The sequence below is a fragment of the Thioclava sp. genome, from assembly GCF_048263065.1.
Lineage (GTDB): Bacteria > Pseudomonadota > Alphaproteobacteria > Rhodobacterales > Rhodobacteraceae > Thioclava.
This window is the reverse complement of sequence record NZ_JBLXEM010000005.1, coordinates 186,583-205,530: the sequence shown is the minus strand read 5'-3', so window position 1 is coordinate 205,530 and position 18,948 is coordinate 186,583. Positions and strand designations below refer to the sequence as shown.

Genomic DNA, 18,948 nt, shown 5'->3' with positions numbered 1-18,948 from the left:
GTTACGATCCGGTCTGCTCCAGCCCTTTCCAGCAATGTGGGATTGGCTTGCGGGTATCAAACACCATCGGGCAGCTTTGCGCGGTTTGCATCGCGCTATCAAGCATCGCATCGGCGCGTTCGGGCGTCAGGCCAGTCGCCAGCGCATGGGCCACCGGATCATAATCGCTGCGACCCGTCACCTCATCTGCGACCTTAACAGGGGTGATCTGGCGCAACTCGTCCGCCCCGGCCATGCCAGCCAGCATGATTCCCAAGACTAGGGCGGCAGCCCCGAAGCCAGTTTTCCTATTTCGCGTCATATCAGCCCCCCAGCGGATATCTGCCCCGCTAATTCAGGGCGCGTTGGGGTATTTGTGTCGAGATTGCGGCGCTAATCAAGCACGAATGCGTCAACATTTGGCTAATTTTATGCGCGGCGCGAAACAGTTGCCCCGCATCAGCGCGCATTATTTCCCGATCTTGGAGAATAGCCGATCATACGCCGCCAGAAGTTGCTTGGCGGAGAAATCCCACGCCAGCGAGTCCAGCACCCGTTTGCGCCCCGCCTGGCCCATTTCGCGCGCGGCCTCGGGCGCGTCAATCAGCGCAGCGATCTGGGCCGCGAAATCACGCGGATCATTGGCCTTGGCATAGCGCGACGCCGCCCCCGCCGAGGCGCGCCCCTCGGTCAGATCAAACTGCACCAAGGGCTTTTCCAGCGTCATATATTCCATCACCTTATTCATCGTAGAGATGTCATTCATCGCGTTTTTCGGATCAGAGGCGACGCCGATATCAATCGCATTCATCGCTGCCAGCATCTCATCGCCATAAAGCGGGCCGGTGAAGGTGACGTGATCATTTAACCCACGCGCGGCGACATCGGCCTGCACCATCGGCACCTCGGGGCCAAAGCCCACGATCACCAGATGCACGTCGTCATGACCCAGATCGCGGATCAGGATTTGCAGAGCCTCGATCAGCAGATCCATCCCCTCTTGCTGACCGATCACCCCGATATAGCCGAGCACCGTTTTCGCGCCGTGGCGATAACGCGCGTCGCCGGGGCCGGGCAGAAAGGTTTCAACACGCGGGGCCGAGCGCACGACGAACACGTCCTCGGGCGCCATTTTCCCGCGATGGATAGCGATCTGGCGGAAGCTCTCATTGGTGGCCATCGACACGGACGCACAGGCAAACGTGATACGTTCCCACACCCGCATCACGCCCCATAGCAGGCCCTTTTTGTTGAATTTGGCCTCAAACAGTTCAGGGCAAACATCGTGATGATCAAACATATAGCGCACGCCAGAGGGGCGATAGCGCAGCGCCAGCAACCAGATCAGATCGGGCGGATTGCAGCCCTGAATGACGTCGAAACCCCGCTCGCGCCGCACGACGCGGGCGAGGCGAAACCACGCCTTGATCGCGTGCCAATACTCTTTGGTGTAGGCCACCGCGCCGGAATGCGCCTCGGGCGGTGCGGGATGGCGATAGATATGGATGCCCTCGATCATTTCATAAGGCGCATCCCATCCCCGCCCCATCGGGCAGATCACCGACACCTGATAGCCCGCCCCTGCCAAGGTCGTGGCCTCAAGCCAGACCCGGCGATCCAGCGGCACCGGCAGGTTTTCCACCACGATCAAAATGCGCCTGTCCGCGTTCAGCCCTGCCATCGCTCGCCCCCTGCGTGCAGCGGTTTGTCGCCCACCTTTGCGTGAGCCCCTTCCGCTTTGTCCTGAACATGCTTATGTCGCCAAAACACACGGGATTCCAGCCCTGCGCGAGTACCCCTTTCAAACATGCTCACCTCATTGCTTAATAAATTTGCGCGCCCCGCCAAAAGCGCCGCGCCACACCACGGCCTGCCCCGGCCACAAGACCCGGTCTGCGTGATCGGCGATCTGCATGGGCGTGCCGATTTGCTGGGCGCGATGTTTGACCAGATCGGCACTCTGCCCGAGGCCGATCGCGCGCGTGTCATCACGGTGGGCGACATGATTGACCGCGGCCCCGATAGCGCGCGGGTGCTGTCGATGCTGCACGCCGCACAACAAGCCGCCCCCGAGCGGATGATCTGCCTGATGGGCAACCATGAACGCATGATGCTGGATTTCCTGATCTCGCCAGATGCGCATAGCGCGCGCTGGTTCAAGCTGGGTGGGGCGGCGACGTTGCGCAGCTACGGTCTGACACCCCCAAATCCGGCCGAACCCGACACGGATGCGCTAGACGCGCTGCGCATGGATCTGGCACGCGCGATTGGGGCAGAGACGCTGGCTTGGCTTGATGCCTGTCCGCTTTATTGGCGCGAGGGCGATCTGGCGGTGACCCATGCCGGGGCCGATCCCTATTACCCGCTAGAACGTCAAAACGCCGATGCGCTGCTGTGGGGGCATGCGCGATTTGGCAGCGCTCCGCGCCGTGACGGGCTGTGGATCGCGCATGGTCACTGGGTCGTGGCCGAGCCGTTTGTGGATCGCGGCCGTGTTGCGCTGGATACCGGGGCCAGCCAATCGGGGCGGCTTAGCGCGGCTTGGTTTGATCGCAACGGGCTTAAATTTCTCACCGTTCGGGGGTAAACTGCAAAACGCCCCGATGTCGAGGCGCTTGCAGATCGCTGGGGAGGAACGCGATCACTTGCCAGTTTGTTTGAACACCACGGCGACGGTCATTAGGCACAACATAACATCATTCATCAGCGACATTTTTGCGTAGTAGCGCTCGTCAAAGCGGACACGATCCACGAACGCGCTGGAGGAACGCCCCACCACTTGCCACAGCCCGGTGATGCCCGGACGCATCCGGTAATAGGCGCGCCCCATCGCATCCTGATAGGTCTCTTCTTGCGAGGCAAGGAACGGGCGCGGGCCGACAAGGCTCATCGATCCAAACAGCACGTTGAAGAATTGCGGCAGCTCATCAAGGCTGGTGCGGCGCAAGAACGCCCCAATATGGGTGATGCGCGGATCATGGGCGAGCTTCTGGTTCACGGCCCATTCCTGCGCAATCGCGGGATCGGCGGCGCAAAGCGCGCTCAACTTGGCTTCGGCATTGACCACCATCGTGCGCAGCTTCCACATTTTAAAGGTCTTACCGTCACGGCCAATTCGGGTTTGGGCGAAAAACGCAGGCCCGCCATCCAGCGAAACCAAAGCGGCTAACAGCAAGATCAGCGGCAACAAGACGGGAATCACAGCCAACACCATCACGATATCAAACACCCGTTTACCGGCAGCCCGATAGGGCGCAACACCTGCGAACGTCGCATGTGCAACCGCTTGGCGTTTCAGCGCGATATTGGTGGTGAATTCGCTCATGGCTTGTGCCCTAACCCTTAACCTCGTCTGGGCACTTCATGGCGCCCTTCAACGACGGGTTATGGTTAAAGATTCGTTCAAATCTGTGGCCAAAGCAGAGTGATGTTGCGATCCTTTCGCGGCAGTGATGGTTAAAAAAGCGTGGGTTTTTGCGTATTGCAAAGATTTTAATATCGCAAAAACAGAACCTTGGGATGCTTCACGCAAATGTGGCACGACGGTGATCAGATGTGCGTGCACCATCTCATTCGCTCATCAAAGCCAGCGATCATTCGCGGGCGTAATGCGATTCCATCACATAGTCCTTGCGCGGCCCCTGCACGCGCCACACAGCCTGCCAGCGCGGCCAGTCGCCAAACGCATAGCGCACAACATAGCTGTCGGGTGCGCAGAAATGATCCGCGCGGGGATCGGTCGGATCAAATACGTGAAACGGGCGGCCATCGTCAAAGGCCACCGCGATCTGCGCGCCCTGCTCGCGCCACAGATAGCTGCGCTCGCCCGCCATGCGTTGCCCGCTCGACAAAATCAGATCGCCGGTCTCGTGATAACGCAACCCGTCATCCTCGGTGGTGAACATCGCCCTGCCCTCAAAGCGCGCGACGCTGCCATCGCTATGAGAAATCCGACGCGTCAAACGCCAGTCCCCTGCAAAATCGCACAGCTTGATCATCACCGCTCCCTTGCCCCAAAGGCAGGCACAGTCTAACAAGCCGCCTAAACCACCTGCAATCGAAAGGCCGCGCCCATGATCCCGCGTTATTCCCGCAAAGAGATGGTCGATATCTGGGAACCCGCCAGCAAGTTCAAGATCTGGTATGAGATCGAGGCCCATGCCTGTGATGCTCAGGCCGATCTGGGTGTGATCCCGCGCGAATCTGCGCTGGCCGTCTGGAAGGCGAAAGACGTGGAATTCGACGTCTCGCGCATCGACGAAATCGAGGCCGTGACCAAGCATGACGTCATCGCCTTTCTGACCCATCTGGCCGAGCATATCGGATCGACCGAGGCACGGTTCGTGCATCAGGGCATGACCAGTTCAGACGTTTTGGACACCACTTTTAACGTCCAACTCGTGCGCGCGGCTGATATTTTGCTGGCCGATATGGACCGCCTGCTCGCCGCGCTGAAAAAGCGCGCGTTCGAGCATAAAGACACCGTGCGCATCGGGCGCAGCCACGGCATTCACGCCGAACCCACCACAATGGGGCTGACCTTCGCGCGGTTCTACGCCGAGATGGATCGCAACAAGAACCGTCTGGAAAAGGCGCGTTGGGAAGTAGCAACGGGCGCGATTTCCGGCGCGGTCGGCACGTTTGCCAATATCGACCCCGCGGTCGAAGAACATGTCTGCGAGAAACTTGGTCTGCGCGTTGAGCCGATTTCGACACAGGTGATCCCGCGCGACCGTCACGCGATGTTCTTTGCCACGCTTGGTGTGGTGGCCTCCAGCATCGAAAACGTCGCGATTGAAATTCGCCACATGCAGCGCACCGAGGTGCTTGAGGCCGAGGAGTTCTTCTCCAAGGGTCAAAAGGGCAGCTCTGCGATGCCCCATAAACGCAATCCGGTGCTGACGGAAAACCTGACGGGGCTGGCGCGTCTGGTGCGCATGGCCGTGGTGCCCGCGATGGAAAACGTGGCGCTTTGGCACGAGCGCGATATCTCGCATTCCTCGGTCGAGCGCGCGATCGGCCCTGACGCCACCGTGACGCTTGATTTTGCGCTCAACCGTCTTGCGGGCGTGATCGAGAACCTCGTGATTTACCCCGACAACATGCTTGCGAACATGAACAAGTTTAAAGGCTTGGTGATGAGCCAGCGGGTTTTGCTGGCCCTGACCCAAGCGGGCGTGTCGCGCGAAGACAGCTACAAACTGGTGCAGCGCAACGCGATGAAGGTCTGGGAAAAGGGCGCCGATTTCCGCGAGGAATTGTTGGGCGACGCAGACGTGCGTGCCGCGCTAAGTGAAGACGAGATCAACGAAAAATTCGATCTTGGCTATCACACCAAGCATGTGGACACGATTTTCAAGCGCGTTTTCGGGGAATAATCGCGGCTATGTGATCTGACACTGGCCTCGGAGGGGTGATTCGGCTTACGCTGGGTCACTCAACCAAGGAGAACCGTGATGACCAGAACGATCCTCGCCGTTGCCGTGCTTGTCCTTGCACCGCTTGCTGCCAGCGCCGATTGCATGCGCGAACATCAGGCCTCGATGTCGTGTCCGCAAGGCCATGTCTGGGATAAAGACGCCAAGACCTGCGTGTTGCAAGCCAGCTAATCCAAGTGGCGCTAAGCAAGTTTTAACCGAGCCTATGCCATCCTGTGACCACGGTTTCAGGGATTCGGAGGTTATCGGTGAACGCAGTCGCAAAAATGCAGCCACTCGGCCATTTGGCCGGGCTTGGCAAGGCGGTGCCAGACCTTCCGGCACCTGCCCCCACCGCTTTTACGCGCAAGCAAAAGGCGGCGATCGTGGTGCGTCTGTTGGCCTCTGAGGGGCTGAAACTGCCGCTCAGCGATCTGAGTGACGATCATCAAACCGAATTGACCGAGGCAGTTGGTCGATTGCGCCTTGTGGATCGCGACACGCTCAGCGCCGTGGTCGAGGAATTCTGCGCCGAGCTGGACTCCGTTGGCTTGGCCTTTCCCGGCGGGTTGGATGGGGCGCTGAGCCTACTAGATGGGCAGCTTTCGCCCTCAGCCTCAACCCGGTTGCGCAGGCTTGCCTCTGGCTCCTCACGCGCCGATCCGTGGGAACGCATCACAGGCTTGTCCGCCGAGCTGCTGCATCCGGTCCTTGAAGAGGAAAGCGTTGAGGTCGGTGCGGTTATGCTCTCCAAGCTGTCCGTGGCGAAGGCCGCGGAATTACTGGGGCTCTTGCCCGGCGACAAGGCGCGCCGCGTGGCCTATGCGGTCTCGCTGACGGGTAATGTCGCACCTGACACCGTGCATCGTATCGGGCAGGCCTTGGCCGCACAGCTTGACGCGCAACCCGCCAAAGCCTTTGACACTGGCCCGGTGGAACGTGTCGGCGCGATCCTGAATTATTCCGCCTCGATCACGCGCGATGCCGTGCTGAAAGGTCTGGAAGAGGAAGATCAGGTCTTTGCCGATCAGGTGCGCAAGGCTATCTTCACCTTCGCCAATATCCCCGCCCGGATCGATCCGCGTGATGTGCCTAAGATCCTGCGTAACGTCGATCAGGCCCGTCTAGTTACCGCATTGGCGGGCGCGACAGGCCCGCTTGAGGCGTCAGCAGAATTCATCCTGACCAACATGTCGCAGCGCATGGCGCAATCCCTGCGCGACGAAATGGCCAATCTTGGCAAAGTCAAAGAAAAGGACTCAGAGGAAGCGATGGGTGAAATCGTGGGGGCGATCCGCGAGATGGAGGCCGCTGGTGAAATTTTCCTTGTCGCCGAAGACGAAGACTAAGGTAAATCGACTTGTCGCCCCCTACCCTCGGGCAATGCTTTGTCCGATCCCCCACCCAAGCAGATTGATTTGCTTGACTATTCGGTGTGCCTGCGTCTCCTTGGAAACCGCAAAGCATCGACCGTGACTCTCGCGCCTCAGGCGGGCCTACACGGAGCGCGCAAAAGGGGCGCCCTGAAACACTGGGCGCAAAGGGAGAGACATGACCGATAAGATTGCACTGTGGCTAGCCGCGATCGTGACAGTGCTGGTCTTGGCGGATACCTTTCTCAACCAAGGGCATGCGTTGCTATTTTTGGGGCGTGAAATCGCAGATCTCGTGCAATATATCGCCTTCTGGCGCTAACATTCTGCGCGAATGGTTGACCTTTTGCCTTAAAACCGCTTCTTAGCGACAACGGGATCTCTGCCCACGCAACCCCTGCCGGGCAGCCAGCCAGAGGAGAAAGACATGACTGTCAAAGTTGCCATTAACGGTTTTGGCCGCATCGGGCGCAATGTGTTGCGCGCTATCGTTGAATCGGGGCGCACCGATATCGAAGTCGTCGCGATCAACGATCTTGGCCCGGTGGAAACCAACGCCCACCTGCTGCAATTTGATAGCGTGCATGGCCGCTTTCCGGTCAATGTGACCTCGGGTGAGGGCTGGATCGACGCCGGGCGCGGCAAGATCAAAGTGACCGCGGTGCGCGACCCCAAAGAATTGCCCTGGGGCGACGTCGATATCGCGATGGAATGCACCGGCATTTTCACCGCGCGCGAAAAGGCAGCGTTCCATTTGGAAAACGGCTCCAAGCGCGTGCTGATCTCGGCCCCCGGCGCGGGCGCTGACAAGACCATCGTCTATGGCGTGAACGACGATGTGCTGACGGGCGACGATCTGGTTGTGTCCAACGCAAGCTGCACGACGAACTGCCTGAGCCCCGTGGCCAAGGTGCTGAATGACGCCATTGGGATTTCCAAAGGCTTCATGACCACGATCCACAGCTACACGGGCGATCAGCCGACGCTGGACACGATGCACAGCGATCTTTATCGCGCGCGCGCTGCCGCCCTCAGCATGATCCCGACCTCGACGGGCGCTGCCAAGGCCGTGGGTCTGGTGCTGCCGGAGCTTGCGGGCAAGCTGGACGGTGTCGCGATCCGCGTGCCTACGCCCAACGTCTCGGTTGTCGATCTGGTGTTTGAGGCTGGCAAAGATACCAGCGTGGAGGAAGTCAACGCCGCCATCCGCAAAGCAGCTGATGGCCCGCTGAAGGGCGTGCTGGGCTATACCGACAGACCCAACGTCTCCAGCGACTTCAACCATGATCCCCATTCCTCGATCTTCCACATGGATCAAACCAAGGTGATGGACAAACGGATGGTGCGCATCCTGAGCTGGTATGACAACGAATGGGGCTTCTCCAACCGCATGGCTGACACCGCTGTCGCGATGGGCAAGCTGATCTGAGGAACGACGGGGCACGCGCCCCCAAGCTTTAGAATACGACGAAGGGGGCCATTTCGGCCCCCTTTTTCTATGCAACCTCACACCCAATTCACGTTAAGCACACGCATAATCACCCCAGCTACCCGTCGCTTGAAAAGGGTTGAGTGAACCCGATCGCCACCCCGGCGTTACCCCGATATCCGAGGCGGCTACCCGCTGCTTAGGGTTACAAGTCATCTCAGATAAGGGGTTTGAATAATGAAACGTACCAACAAAATGCTCGCACTTGTCATGTCCGGGGCGCTGATCGCAGGGCCTGTCGCTTATACGACGATGCCCGCTTTCGCCGAAACTGCGCCCGCCGCTGCCACGCAAAGAAATGACGCGGTCGCCAAGACCACCGCCAACTCGGCCAACAAACAACTGCTAACCACCGTGGACGATGCGTTCACCGCGATGCGCGAAGTGCGCGCCGCCCGGCTTGCTCTGTTTGATGGCAATACCGATATGGCCGGCAAGATGACCAATGACGCCATCACCAAGATGAAGGCGGCAGAGGGCGCAGAAGCCAAATGGGGCGTGCCCTCGAAATCGGGCAAACAAGGCGTCACCTATGTGCCCTTTGACAGCTCAATCGCGCTGGGTGAAGATTTCACCGTGACGCCCGACAATGCCAAAGCGGTCGGCAAAGCCAATGACCAGATGGCCAAAGGCGATGCGAAAGGGGCTGCGGAAACGTTGAAAGCCAACGATATCAACGTTTCGATCAGCGCCGCATTGGTGCCAGCAAAACTGTCACTGACCCATCTGCAAGACGCGGCGAACCTGATCAAGAAAGGCAACTACTACGAGGCCAATCTTGCGCTGAAAGGCGTCGAAGACGGCGTTGTGATCGATCAATGGGGTCTGAATGACCTGCCTCAGCAGGCTGGCAGCGCGACTTCAACGCATTCCACTACGGCAACGCCTAAAACGAATGGCTAACCGTTAGGCCTTTGAATAGGCTTTCGAAATAGCTTCGCGCACGGCGGGGGTGACGAATTTCGACACATCCCCGTCGAGCCGAGCGATTTCCTTGACCAGCTTGGATGCAATCGCCTGACGACGCGCATCCGCCATTAAAAACACCGTCTCGATTTTCGGGTCCAGCGCGCGGTTCATGCCAACCATCTGAAATTCATATTCAAAATCCGCGACCGCGCGCAGGCCGCGGATGATGACGTTGGCCCCGACATCGCGGGCACAATCAATCAGCAGATTTTCAAACGGATGCACAACGATTTCACCGCCACAGCGCGCGGTGATCGCAGCACACTCAGCCTTGATCATCGAAACCCGCTCTTCAAGCGAAAACAGCGGTCCCTTGTCGCGATTGATCGCTACGCCAATCACCAGCCGATCCACTAGCGCTAGCGCGCGCTCGATGATGTCGAGATGACCCAGCGTAACCGGATCGAACGTTCCCGGATATAGTCCGATGCGCATGGCGTCCTCCCTTTTGCACCCCGTTCGGGTTCGCGCACGCAACTATATTGCGCGCCCGATTGCAAGAGCGATGTCGCGCCAACCCGTCATCAGTTGCCCATGATCATGCCAGTCAGGGCCTCTTTTTCCATATGCAGCTCGGCCAAACGCGCCTTGACGACATCCCCGATCGAGATCACGCCGATCATGTCGCCGTTCTGGCGCACCGGCATGTGTCGAAAACGGCCTTCGGTCATGCTCTCCATCACGGCATCGGTGCTGTCGCTGGGCCCGCAACACTTGATATCGCGTGTCATCACGTCGCCCGCGAGCATAGTCAGGCAAGCACTGCCGCGCCGCGCCACTTCGCGCACAATGTCGCGCTCGGATAAGATCCCGACGACCTTATTCCCATCCAATGTAACGACAACAGCGCCAATGCGCTTTGAAGACAAGAGGTTGGCAACATCGGCCAAGCTGGTCTCTGGCGTGACCGTAATGACCGGCAAGTCGCCCTTGTCCTTTAGAATCTGCATCACTTGCATAGCGGCCTCCCTGAAACATCCCATTTTTTCAAGCGTCTCATCGCAAGCACTCCTTTGTCAACGGAAAGGCGATCACAGGCCCGCCAGAGTTGTGTCCGCCGCGATGCGCTCAAGGCGGGCGACCTCTTCGCGCAGGCCCTGCCCTAACGCCTCGGCAAAGCGGGTCAGGCGTTCGGAACGGCGATCATCAGCATGGCGGATCAGCCAAAACGCGCGCTTAAGCCCCATCTCGTGCTCAAGCACGCGCACCACACCAGGCGCGAAGGGAATCGCAAAGTCATGCACGATCCCGACACCTGCGCCGCTTTGCACCATGCGCGTCTGAACCGAGGCGGAATTCGAGGCCAACCCGACAGCCTGCGCCTCGGTTTCGGCAAAGTAATCAAGCTCTTTATCGAAAATCATGTCGGGAATATAGCCAATCATGCGGTGCGCGCGCAGATCGTTTTTGCACGTTAGCGGCGCGGATCTGGCCAGATAATCACGATGCGCGGCCAGATGCAGGTGGTAATCGGTCAGCTTTTGCACCGTCAACCGCCCCGCCGTGGGCCGCGAGACGGTGATCGCCATATCGGCCTCGCGTTTGGACAGGTTGAAAACGCGGGGCAGCGCCACGATCTGGATTTCCAGCCCCGGATTGGCGTCAGAAATCTTGGCGCAAACCTGTGGTAGCACGTAATTGGCACAACCATCGGGTGCACCGATGCGCAATTGCCCCGTCAACTGGCCGGCAGCGCCTGACAGTTCCTCTTGCGCGCCCGCAAAGGCCTGCTCGGCGGCCTCGGCATGGGGCAGCAGGCGATCCCCCGCCTCAGATAGCGCATAGCCCTGCGGCGATTTTACGAACAGCTTGGCCGAAAGCGCCTCTTCAAGCCGCGCAATGCGCCGCCCTACCGTCGCGGCATCCAGCTTGAGCGCGCGCCCCGCCCGTGACAGACTTTCCGCCCGCGCCACGGCCAGAAAAATGCGCAGATCATCCCAATCAAGCATCACTCACCTTTGCAAAACTGCAAAACGCTTTTGAGTTACTTCCCCTTTTATCTACATTTTCGCAAGGCTATTGTCATGCCAAGCTACAAACCCGTTTGGAGGAGAAACCATGGAAGAGATCGGTCACTGGATCAACGGCAAGCGCGTTGCAGGCACGTCGGGCCGCTTTAGCGATGTCTACAACCCCGCCACCGGCGAAGTGCAGGCGCGCGTATCGCTGGCCTCTCCGGCAGAAATCGACGCCGCTGTCGCGGATGCCGCTGCGGCACAATTGCAGTGGATGAAAGTCAATCCGCAGCGCCGCGCCCGTGTGATGATGAAATTCGGCGCGCTGATTGAGCGCGACATGGACAAGCTGGCCGAGGCGCTGTCGCGCGAGCATGGCAAAACCATTCCCGACGCGCGCGGCGATGTGCAGCGCGGTCTTGAGGTAATCGAGGTATGCATGGGCGCGCCGGCGTTCCTCAAAGGCGAATATACCGGCGATGCTGGTCCCGGCATTGATCTGTATTCGATGCGCCAACCGCTGGGTGTTGTGGCTGGTATCACGCCGTTCAACTTCCCCGCCATGATCCCGCTGTGGAAAATGGGCCCTGCCCTGTCCTCGGGCAACGCGATGATCCTCAAGCCGTCCGAGCGCACGCCGTCCACGGCACTTTTGCTGGCTGAACTTGCGCAAGAGGCGGGTCTGCCCGATGGCGTCTTGCAGGTGATCAATGGCGATAAAGAGGCCGTCGATACGATCCTTGATCACGAGACGGTTCAGGCGGTCGGCTTTGTCGGCTCCACTCCAATTGCGCAATATATCTACGGTCGCGCCGCCAATAACGGCAAGCGCGCGCAGTGCTTCGGCGGTGCGAAAAACCATATGCTAATCATGCCCGATGCGGATATGGACAAGGCTGCCGATGCGCTGATTGGCGCGGGTTTTGGCGCAGCGGGCGAACGCTGCATGGCGATCTCGGTCGCGGTTCCGGTGGGCGAAGAGGCGGCAAACGCGCTGATCGAGCGCCTTGTGCCGAAAATCGAAAAGCTCAAGGTTGGCCCCTACACGGGTGGCGACGATGTGGATTACGGCCCCGTCATCACCGCCGCTGCCAAAGAGCGCATCCTTGGCCTGATCAATTCCGGTGTCGAGCAAGGCGCAAATCTGGTTTGTGACGGTCGCGATTTCAGCCTGCAAGGCTATGAGGATGGCTATTTCATCGGCCCGTCGCTGTTTGACAACGTCACCCCCGAGATGGACATCTACCAGCAGGAAATCTTTGGCCCCGTGCTGTCGGTGGTGCGTGCGAAAACCTACGAAGAGGCGCTCGATCTGGTGATCGACAACCCCTATGGCAATGGCACCTCGATCTTTACCGCCGATGGCGACACCGCACGTGATTACGCGGCGAAGGTCAACGTGGGCATGGTCGGCATCAACTTCCCGATCCCGGTCCCGCTAAGCTATTACACCTTTGGCGGCTGGAAAAAGTCGGGCTTTGGCGATCTTAACCAATATGGCCCCGACGCGTTCCGCTTCTATACCAAGACCAAAACCGTCACGGCGCGCTGGTTCTCGGGGATCAAGGATGGCGCAAGCCTCAACTTCAAAGCACTCGACTGATCGCTTTGACGAGACAAACGAAAAGGCCGCGCGTGATGCGCGGCCTTTTTCATTGTCGCTTGCCCAACGGGTTATCCAAGCTTGGCCAGCCCCGGAAACGTATCAAGCAGCCAGAAGCTGATCGTCGAGAACGCATTGGTCAGCAGCAATATCCCGACGATTACCAACAGCGCGCCCATCGTCTTTTCGATGATGCCCATATAGGGCTTGATGCGGTTCATCACGCCAATCGCGCGCTGGATAAACAGGGCCGCCAGCAGGAACGGAATGCCCAGCCCCAGCGCATAGACCGCCAGCAGCCCGGTGCCGCGCGCCATATCCCCGCCTTGCGCTGCAATCGACAAGATCGCGCCCAGTTGCGGACCAATGCACGGCGTCCAGCCAAAGGCAAAGGCCAGCCCCAGAACATAAGCGCCAAAGCTTGAGCCACCGCGATCGCCCGCGTCGAGCCGCGCCTCGCGATCCAGAAACCCGATGCGAAACAGGCCCAGAAAATGCAGGCCGAGCACGACGATCACGCCCCCCGCGATGCGCCCGAACAGCACCTGATTGGTCAGAAAGAACCGCCCGAACGCCGATGCCGTGAAGCCGAGGAACAAAAACACCGTCGACAAGCCTAGCACGAAAAAGATCGCAGGCACGACAGCCGAGCGTTTCCCTTCGCGCAACTCACCCATGCTGACGCCGCCCATATAGGCCAGATAGGGCGGCACGATGGGCAAGACGCAGGGCGACAGGAATGACAAAAGGCCCGCAGATAACGCGACAAACGCGGCGGGCAGGAAGGCGGCACTGGCAAGATCGATTCCAAACATGCCCCACGCTTATCCTATCGCGCAGGCGCGGTCACCTGCCCGTGAGATAACAAGATCGTGGACAAATCAGCGCGGCGGGCCTAAAGCGCAAATCATGAGCGAGATCATGGATATCGACGCGCGTGGGCTGCTGTGTCCGCTGCCTGTATTGCGGCTGCGCAAGGTGCTTGCGGGGCTGTCCCCCGGCGCGTTGGTGCGTCTTGAGGCGACCGATGGGGCCTCTTGGATCGACGTGCCCCATTTCTGCGCCCAAGACGGGCATGTACTGGTCTCCGCCGAGGATTGGGAAGGCGTGAAGGTCTATGTGGTGCGCAAGGGCTGATTGCGCAGCTTTCGGGTCGCAGAGCACGGGTAAAGCGCGCAAGGGTTGCGAAACAGATGAAACCGAGGTCGCCAATGCCCTTCCAGATCCACGCCCTGCCCGCCCAGACATTCGCCCCGCTTTTCACCGCGCCGCGAAAAAACCTCGCGCAGCACCACGCCACGATCGTCACGGCCGATCAAACACCCGGCTTTCCCTGTCGCGTCAGTCTGGCTGATGCAGAGATCGGCGAGCGCGTGCTGCTGGTGAATTTCACGCATCTCTCCGCGTCCTCGCCCTTTCGGTCGAGCCACGCGATTTATGTGCGCGAAGGTGTGCATCAGGCGCAGCTTGCGCCGGACGTAATCCCCGACGTGATCGCAAGCCGGTTGATCTCTTGGCGCGGTTTCGATGCGCAGTTCATGATGCAGCAAGCTGACGTCATCGAGGGCCGAGCGCTGGGTGCGGCGCTTGAAGCTACCTTTGAGGATCCCAAGATCGTGGAAATCCATTTGCATTTTGCTCGACAGGGATGTTTTTGCGCCCGCGTGACCCGCAGCTGATTTGCGCATAGCAAAAAGGCCGGGCGCTGTGCCCGGCCCTTTGCGTTTCTCAGGTCCAGAACTTAGCCCCGGCTCCACCAACCGCGACGACGCGATTTGACGGGCTCGGCTTTCGCCTCAACCATCGTGTCGCCTTGGGGCATCTCAACGGGGGCCTCGGGCGGTGCCTCGGGGGGCATCTCTACCGGCGCTTCGCTTGGCGGGGGTGCCGGTGTCTCGTCAGGCACCTGCACCGGCGTTTCGCTGGGCGCGGGCGGTGTTTCGACCGGTGCATCAGGTTGCGGCGCGGGCGGTGTTTCAACCGGTGCGTCGGGTTGCGGCGTTTCGGGAATATCCGGCGTTTCAACCGCTTCCGCAGCGACCGGCTCGGGTTTCTTGCGCGCGCGCGAACGGCGTTTCGGCTTGGGGGCCTCTTCAGCCGCCGAAGCCTCTACCTCGCCCTCGACCGTGGCTTGCGCCTCGGCGTCAGGTTCGACTTTCTTGCGCGAGCGGGTGCGCCGCTTCGGCTTGGGGGGCTCTTCCTCAGCCGCTGGTTCAGCAACCTCAGTCGCCTCGACTTGCGCGGCCTCGGCGTCGCCTTCAGTCACAGGCGCTTCGACCTTCTTGCGCGAGCGCGTGCGGCGTTTGGGCTTGGGAGCCTCTTCCACGGCCTCTTCGCTCACCGCAGGAGCTGCTTCGTCAGCCTCGCCAGCCTCAACCGGGGCGGCAGCAGGCTGCTCTCCCTCTTGCGCCGGGATTTCAGAGGCGTCTTGATCGTTGCCCTCTTCGCCGTTCTGCGCGCCATCTTCGCCATTGGTGCGCTTCTTGCGACGCCGACGACGGCGTTTTTTCTTGGGCTGATCGTCTTCGTTCAGCTCTGGCGTTTCGGCCTCGGCCTCGATGATTTCCGCCTCTTCAACGACCTCTTCGTCTTCATCAAGATCAATCTCGGCCATCAAGCTGGCTGTTGCCGACACCACCGCGCTGGAGACTTCAGGCACCAAACGGGTCGCGGTTTTCAGCTTTTCCATGGTGAAATCGGGCGAGATCAGATCCGGCGCGGCCTCGATGCGCACGGACATGCCGTAGCGCGCCTCAATCGAGGCGATGTGTTCACGCTTGGCATTGATCAGATAGTTGGCCACAGCCACCGGCGCGCGCACCAGAACCTCGCGCGAGCGTTTGCGCGTGCCTTCTTCTTCAATCGCGCGCAGAACCGACAGCGCGAGACTGTCATCCGAGCGGATGATCCCCGTGCCATGGCAATGCGGGCAGGGCTGCGTGGTGCTTTCCAGCATCCCTGGACGCAGGCGCTGGCGCGACATTTCCAGCAGGCCAAAACCCGAGATACGGCCCACTTGGATGCGCGCGCGGTCGGTTTTCAGCTTGTCTTTCAGGCGCTTCTCAACCGCGTTGTTGTTACGGCGTTCGTCCATGTCGATAAAGTCGATCACAATCAGACCGGCCAGATCGCGCAGGCGCAATTGGCGCGCCACCTCTTCGGCGGCCTCAAGGTTGGTCTTGGTCGCGGTTTCCTCGATCGAGCCCTCTTTGGTGGCCCGGCCCGAGTTCACGTCAATCGCCACCAGCGCCTCGGTGATCCCGATCACGATATAGCCGCCCGATTTGAGCTGCACAGTCGGATTGAACATGCCCGTGAGATAGCTTTCGACTTGGTAGCGCGCGAAAAGCGGCAGCGATTCCTGATAATGCTTCACGTTCTTGGCGTGGCTCGGCATGATCATACGCATGAAGTCTTTGGCCACGCGATAGCCGCGCTCGCCCTCGACCAACACCTCGTCGATCTCTTTCGAGTAAAGATCGCGGATCGAGCGTTTGATCAGATCGCCCTCTTCGTAGATCGGCGCGGGGGCGACGGATTTCATCGTCAGATCGCGGATCTGTTCCCACAGACGCATGAGGTATTCGTAATCGCGCTTGATCTCGGTCTTGGTGCGTTGCGCACCGGCAGTGCGCACGATCAGACCCGCGCCCTTGGGCACGTCGAACTCACCGGCGATTTCCTTAAGCTTCTTGCGATCGGCAGCGTTGGTGATCTTGCGCGAGATGCCACCGCCACGCGCGGTATTGGGCATCAAGACGCAGTAGCGACCCGCGAGCGACAGATAAGTGGTCAGCGCCGCGCCTTTGTTGCCGCGCTCTTCCTTAACGACCTGCACCAGCATGATCTGGCGCACTTTGATCACTTCTTGGATCTTGTAGCGGCGCGCGCGGGCCTTGCGGGGCGGGCGGATTTCTTCCTGAACGTCTTCCTCGGCGATGGATTCGATGCCGGTTTCTGCGGCGCGTTCTGCGGCGTCGCTGTCGTCATCGTCTTGCGATTCATCGTCGGAGTCGTCGCCAGACTCGTCATCGTTGGCGGCAGAGTCGGCTTCATCGGCTACCGGAGCCTCTGCAACCGGAGCCTCTGGAGCAGACGCATCCTCGGCGGGTGTCGGCTCGGCGGGCGCGTCTGCAACAACGGGTTGCGCCGCATCATCTGCCTCGACCGGAGCGGCCACAGCTTGCGCAGCCTCACCATCGGTCGCGTCGTCACTTTCGTGATCGACAATTGCCATGCCCGGGATTTCATCCGAGCTGACAACTGCCTCATCGGTGGTTGCCTTTTCAGCCTTGGCCGGACGGCGCGAGCGGCGACGGCGCGTCGGTTTGGGCTTATCTTCCTCGGCCTCGGCGGCCTCGGCAAGCTGGCGCTCTTCTTCAAGCAGCGCCTCACGGTCAGCGACCGGGATCTGGTAATAATCGGGGTGAATTTCGGCAAATGCCAGAAACCCGTGACGATTGCCGCCGTAATCGACAAAAGCGGCCTGGAGCGAAGGCTCCACCCGCGTTATTTTTGCCAGATAGATATTGCCGGCGAGTTGCCGTCTGTTGATGGTTTCAAAGTCAAATTCCTCGACCTTGTTGCCGTCTGCCACCACGACGCGGGTTTCTTCCGCGTGGGTTGCATCGATAAGCATCTTCTTTGCCATGTAATTCCATTGCCCATGCCCTTACCGCCAAACCCGGAGGGCCAAGCGCACAAGTTGCATGATCTGTCCATAAGGCGACGGGCGGGCGGCACAGGCAAGCGGGCGCAGCCATTTCTGGCCCACCCTCAATCATTTGCCTCAGCTCGACACGCATCATCGCGGTTCTTTCCCAGACGCGCGGTTTATCCGGCGCCCCATTCAAAACCTCCGTGCCCAGAAATCGGCAGAGGGAGGCAAACTAGCGGCCTTGCGGCCAATCGGTTGATCCAAACACGCGCCACCTGCGCGACTGTTGCGCATCAGGGCTGCTTGGAGATCAGCGAATTTCGGTGAGCCGAGCACGGGCGATGCCGTTGCGCAGCCAACTATTTGCAACCATAGCGGCACGTCCCCCCGAAACACAATCGAATTTTCGTTACGAAAGTGTTAATCGCACCACTCAGATAGAATAACGCCCCCTCGAAGAATCTCCGAAGGGGCGCGCAGATCAGCCGCAATCAAGCGGTGTGGCAGATCTTAAAGCGAGTTGATTTTAAGCAGGCGGGCCAGTTCGCCGACGATGCCACGGCGGAACAGCAGCACGCAGGCGATGAAGGTGCCGCCAATCACAACCTGCACCCACGACCCGATGCCGCTAAGGGCATGTTGCAACGCCACGACGATGAACGCGCCAACAACGGGCCCAAAGATCGTGCCCATGCCGCCCAGCAGCGTCATCAAGATCACCTCACCCGACATCTGCCATTGCGCATCCGTCAGCGAAGCGAACTGGAACACCAGCGCCTTGGTCGAGCCCGCAAGCCCCGCCAGCGCCGCCGACAGGACGAATGCCAGCAGCTTGAAGCGGTCCACGTTATAGCCCAGCGACAGCGCGCGCGGCTCGTTTTCGCGGATCGCCTGCAAGACCTGACCAAAAGGCGAATGGATGATGCGGTAGATCACCAAGAACCCGATCAGGAAGATCGCAGCCACGGTGTAATACATCGCCAGCGGTTGGTTGAGGTCGATAAAGCCCAGCAGATGGCCGCGCGGAATGCCTTGCAGCCCGTCCTCGCCGCCGGTGAAGGGCAGTTGCAGCACAAGGAAATACACGATCTGCGCCAGTGCCAGCGTGATCATCGCAAAGTAAATCCCCTGACGGCGGATCGCCAATGACCCCACAGCCCAGCCCAAAGCGGCCGCAAACAGCGTGCCCGTGGCAATCCCCAACAGCGGTGGAAACCCCCAGACCTTTAGCGCATGCCCCGCAATATAGGCCGCGCCGCCAAAGAAGGCGGCATGGCCGAAGGACAACAGCCCCGTGAAGCCGATCAACAGGTTGAAGGCGGCCGCAAACAGCGCAAAGCACAGCAACTGCATCACGAAGACTGGATACAGCAGCGCAGGTGCGATCAGCAAAAAGCCAATCAACGCAACCCAGAAGACCCCTTGCCAGATGCGCGAGCGCGTGCGGTGTTCGGGTTCTCCGGTGTTTTCCTCGAACTCGCCGATATCGGTGGTCGTATTGCTCAT

20 protein-coding genes are annotated in these 18,948 nt (G+C 60.0%); 10 read left to right on the top strand and 10 right to left on the bottom strand.

Annotation, left to right across the window (positions count from 1 at the left end; translation table 11 throughout):
* Position 1: 1 nt before the first annotated feature.
* Both ACN0SD_RS09600 and ACN0SD_RS09595 read right to left on the bottom strand, forming a co-directional pair.
* On the bottom strand, positions 2 to 301 hold the full coding sequence (locus ACN0SD_RS09600) for a hypothetical protein (protein WP_417808021.1): 300 nt from the start codon (positions 299 to 301) through the stop codon (positions 2 to 4).
* A 147-nt stretch (positions 302 to 448) separates the two neighbouring features.
* Complete coding sequence (locus tag ACN0SD_RS09595; RefSeq protein WP_417808020.1) at positions 449 to 1,660, bottom strand: glycosyltransferase family 4 protein; 1,212 nt, start codon at positions 1,658 to 1,660, stop codon at positions 449 to 451.
* Between the two features lie 138 nt (positions 1,661 to 1,798).
* Between ACN0SD_RS09595 and ACN0SD_RS09590 the strand changes: the two genes are divergently transcribed.
* A complete protein-coding gene (locus ACN0SD_RS09590; protein WP_417808019.1) occupies positions 1,799 to 2,566 on the top strand; it encodes a metallophosphoesterase family protein in 768 nt (255 codons plus the stop codon).
* Positions 2,567 to 2,620: 54 nt separating this feature from the next.
* Here ACN0SD_RS09590 and ACN0SD_RS09585 read toward each other — a convergent pair whose 3' ends face one another.
* Both ACN0SD_RS09585 and ACN0SD_RS09580 read right to left on the bottom strand, forming a co-directional pair.
* Positions 2,621 to 3,304 carry a sugar transferase gene (locus ACN0SD_RS09585; RefSeq protein ID WP_417808018.1) on the bottom strand — a complete coding sequence of 228 codons (684 nt, stop codon included), beginning with the start codon at positions 3,302 to 3,304 and terminating at the stop codon, positions 2,621 to 2,623.
* A 268-nt stretch (positions 3,305 to 3,572) separates the two neighbouring features.
* Positions 3,573 to 3,977 (bottom strand): DUF6314 family protein, encoded by a 405-nt coding sequence (locus ACN0SD_RS09580; RefSeq protein WP_417808017.1) that lies wholly within the window; start codon positions 3,975 to 3,977, stop codon positions 3,573 to 3,575.
* A 75-nt stretch (positions 3,978 to 4,052) separates the two neighbouring features.
* On the opposite strand from ACN0SD_RS09580, the gene purB reads away from it, so the two are divergent.
* The 6 genes from purB to ACN0SD_RS09550 all read left to right on the top strand — a co-directional run bounded on the left by purB (position 4,053) and on the right by ACN0SD_RS09550 (position 9,161).
* On the top strand, positions 4,053 to 5,357 hold the full coding sequence (gene purB, locus ACN0SD_RS09575) for an adenylosuccinate lyase (protein ID WP_417808016.1): 1,305 nt from the start codon (positions 4,053 to 4,055) through the stop codon (positions 5,355 to 5,357).
* Between the two features lie 78 nt (positions 5,358 to 5,435).
* Positions 5,436 to 5,588, top strand: coding sequence for a chitin-binding domain-containing protein (locus ACN0SD_RS09570; RefSeq protein ID WP_417808015.1), 153 nt, complete (start codon positions 5,436 to 5,438; stop codon positions 5,586 to 5,588).
* Positions 5,589 to 5,683: 95 nt separating this feature from the next.
* Positions 5,684 to 6,745, top strand: coding sequence for a flagellar motor switch protein FliG (locus ACN0SD_RS09565; protein WP_417808110.1), 1,062 nt, complete (start codon positions 5,684 to 5,686; stop codon positions 6,743 to 6,745).
* A gap of 202 nt (positions 6,746 to 6,947) precedes the next feature.
* Complete coding sequence (locus ACN0SD_RS09560) at positions 6,948 to 7,091, top strand: hypothetical protein (RefSeq protein ID WP_417808014.1); 144 nt, start codon at positions 6,948 to 6,950, stop codon at positions 7,089 to 7,091.
* 105 nt (positions 7,092 to 7,196) lie between these two features.
* The gene (gene gap, locus ACN0SD_RS09555) at positions 7,197 to 8,198 is read left to right on the top strand and encodes a type I glyceraldehyde-3-phosphate dehydrogenase (RefSeq protein ID WP_417808013.1); all 1,002 of its coding nucleotides are present in this window, start codon (positions 7,197 to 7,199) and stop codon (positions 8,196 to 8,198) included.
* Between the two features lie 237 nt (positions 8,199 to 8,435).
* Entirely contained in the window at positions 8,436 to 9,161 is a 726-nt protein-coding gene (locus ACN0SD_RS09550; RefSeq protein WP_417808012.1) for a YfdX family protein, read from the top strand.
* A 3-nt stretch (positions 9,162 to 9,164) separates the two neighbouring features.
* Here the strand turns inward: ACN0SD_RS09550 and coaD are convergent, their stop codons facing one another.
* The 3 genes from coaD to ACN0SD_RS09535 form a co-directional block, all read right to left on the bottom strand.
* Positions 9,165 to 9,662 (bottom strand): pantetheine-phosphate adenylyltransferase, encoded by a 498-nt coding sequence (coaD, locus tag ACN0SD_RS09545; protein ID WP_417808011.1) that lies wholly within the window; start codon positions 9,660 to 9,662, stop codon positions 9,165 to 9,167.
* A gap of 89 nt (positions 9,663 to 9,751) precedes the next feature.
* Positions 9,752 to 10,186: a CBS domain-containing protein gene (locus ACN0SD_RS09540; protein WP_417808010.1), complete on the bottom strand. Its 435-nt coding sequence runs from the start codon at positions 10,184 to 10,186 to the stop codon at positions 9,752 to 9,754.
* Positions 10,187 to 10,258: 72 nt separating this feature from the next.
* Positions 10,259 to 11,176 carry a LysR family transcriptional regulator gene (locus tag ACN0SD_RS09535; protein ID WP_417808009.1) on the bottom strand — a complete coding sequence of 306 codons (918 nt, stop codon included), beginning with the start codon at positions 11,174 to 11,176 and terminating at the stop codon, positions 10,259 to 10,261.
* A 109-nt stretch (positions 11,177 to 11,285) separates the two neighbouring features.
* Here ACN0SD_RS09535 and ACN0SD_RS09530 point away from each other — a divergent pair, with 109 nt between their 5' ends.
* Positions 11,286 to 12,785: a CoA-acylating methylmalonate-semialdehyde dehydrogenase gene (locus tag ACN0SD_RS09530; protein ID WP_417808008.1), complete on the top strand. Its 1,500-nt coding sequence runs from the start codon at positions 11,286 to 11,288 to the stop codon at positions 12,783 to 12,785.
* Between the two features lie 71 nt (positions 12,786 to 12,856).
* Here the strand turns inward: ACN0SD_RS09530 and ACN0SD_RS09525 are convergent, their stop codons facing one another.
* A complete protein-coding gene (locus ACN0SD_RS09525) occupies positions 12,857 to 13,600 on the bottom strand; it encodes a cytochrome c biogenesis CcdA family protein (RefSeq protein ID WP_417808007.1) in 744 nt (247 codons plus the stop codon).
* A 94-nt stretch (positions 13,601 to 13,694) separates the two neighbouring features.
* Between ACN0SD_RS09525 and ACN0SD_RS09520 the strand changes: the two genes are divergently transcribed.
* Both ACN0SD_RS09520 and ACN0SD_RS09515 read left to right on the top strand, forming a co-directional pair.
* Positions 13,695 to 13,922 carry a sulfurtransferase TusA family protein gene (locus tag ACN0SD_RS09520; RefSeq protein WP_417808006.1) on the top strand — a complete coding sequence of 76 codons (228 nt, stop codon included), beginning with the start codon at positions 13,695 to 13,697 and terminating at the stop codon, positions 13,920 to 13,922.
* Between the two features lie 74 nt (positions 13,923 to 13,996).
* Entirely contained in the window at positions 13,997 to 14,464 is a 468-nt protein-coding gene (locus ACN0SD_RS09515; protein WP_417808005.1) for a DUF1203 domain-containing protein, read from the top strand.
* 62 nt (positions 14,465 to 14,526) lie between these two features.
* Here the strand turns inward: ACN0SD_RS09515 and ACN0SD_RS09510 are convergent, their stop codons facing one another.
* The gene (locus ACN0SD_RS09510; protein WP_417808004.1) at positions 14,527 to 17,436 is read right to left on the bottom strand and encodes an Rne/Rng family ribonuclease; all 2,910 of its coding nucleotides are present in this window, start codon (positions 17,434 to 17,436) and stop codon (positions 14,527 to 14,529) included.
* A 516-nt stretch (positions 17,437 to 17,952) separates the two neighbouring features.
* Entirely contained in the window at positions 17,953 to 18,948 is a 996-nt protein-coding gene (locus ACN0SD_RS09505; RefSeq protein ID WP_417808003.1) for a branched-chain amino acid ABC transporter permease, read from the bottom strand.

Bases quoted from the DNA above. Each gene is read 5' to 3' on its own strand.
- ACN0SD_RS09580 (WP_417808017.1), bottom strand. From the start codon at position 3,977: ATGATCAAGCTGTGCGATTTTGCAGGGGACTGGCGTTTGACGCGTCGG.
- coaD (WP_417808011.1), bottom strand. From the start codon at position 9,662: ATGCGCATCGGACTATATCCGGGAACGTTCGATCCGGTTACGCTGGGT.
- gap (WP_417808013.1), top strand. From the start codon at position 7,197: ATGACTGTCAAAGTTGCCATTAACGGTTTTGGCCGCATCGGGCGCAAT.
- ACN0SD_RS09520 (WP_417808006.1), top strand. From the start codon at position 13,695: ATGAGCGAGATCATGGATATCGACGCGCGTGGGCTGCTGTGTCCGCTG.
- ACN0SD_RS09565 (WP_417808110.1), top strand. From the start codon at position 5,684: ATGCAGCCACTCGGCCATTTGGCCGGGCTTGGCAAGGCGGTGCCAGAC.
- ACN0SD_RS09535 (WP_417808009.1), bottom strand. From the start codon at position 11,176: ATGCTTGATTGGGATGATCTGCGCATTTTTCTGGCCGTGGCGCGGGCG.
- ACN0SD_RS09525 (WP_417808007.1), bottom strand. From the start codon at position 13,600: ATGTTTGGAATCGATCTTGCCAGTGCCGCCTTCCTGCCCGCCGCGTTT.
- ACN0SD_RS09510 (WP_417808004.1), bottom strand. From the start codon at position 17,436: ATGGCAAAGAAGATGCTTATCGATGCAACCCACGCGGAAGAAACCCGC.
- ACN0SD_RS09560 (WP_417808014.1), top strand. From the start codon at position 6,948: ATGACCGATAAGATTGCACTGTGGCTAGCCGCGATCGTGACAGTGCTG.
- ACN0SD_RS09515 (WP_417808005.1), top strand. From the start codon at position 13,997: ATGCCCTTCCAGATCCACGCCCTGCCCGCCCAGACATTCGCCCCGCTT.
- ACN0SD_RS09570 (WP_417808015.1), top strand. From the start codon at position 5,436: ATGACCAGAACGATCCTCGCCGTTGCCGTGCTTGTCCTTGCACCGCTT.
- ACN0SD_RS09595 (WP_417808020.1), bottom strand. From the start codon at position 1,660: ATGGCAGGGCTGAACGCGGACAGGCGCATTTTGATCGTGGTGGAAAAC.
- ACN0SD_RS09585 (WP_417808018.1), bottom strand. From the start codon at position 3,304: ATGAGCGAATTCACCACCAATATCGCGCTGAAACGCCAAGCGGTTGCA.
- purB (WP_417808016.1), top strand. From the start codon at position 4,053: ATGATCCCGCGTTATTCCCGCAAAGAGATGGTCGATATCTGGGAACCC.
- ACN0SD_RS09550 (WP_417808012.1), top strand. From the start codon at position 8,436: ATGAAACGTACCAACAAAATGCTCGCACTTGTCATGTCCGGGGCGCTG.
- ACN0SD_RS09600 (WP_417808021.1), bottom strand. From the start codon at position 301: ATGACGCGAAATAGGAAAACTGGCTTCGGGGCTGCCGCCCTAGTCTTG.
- ACN0SD_RS09505 (WP_417808003.1), bottom strand. From the start codon at position 18,948: ATGAGCAATACGACCACCGATATCGGCGAGTTCGAGGAAAACACCGGA.
- ACN0SD_RS09530 (WP_417808008.1), top strand. From the start codon at position 11,286: ATGGAAGAGATCGGTCACTGGATCAACGGCAAGCGCGTTGCAGGCACG.
- ACN0SD_RS09540 (WP_417808010.1), bottom strand. From the start codon at position 10,186: ATGCAAGTGATGCAGATTCTAAAGGACAAGGGCGACTTGCCGGTCATT.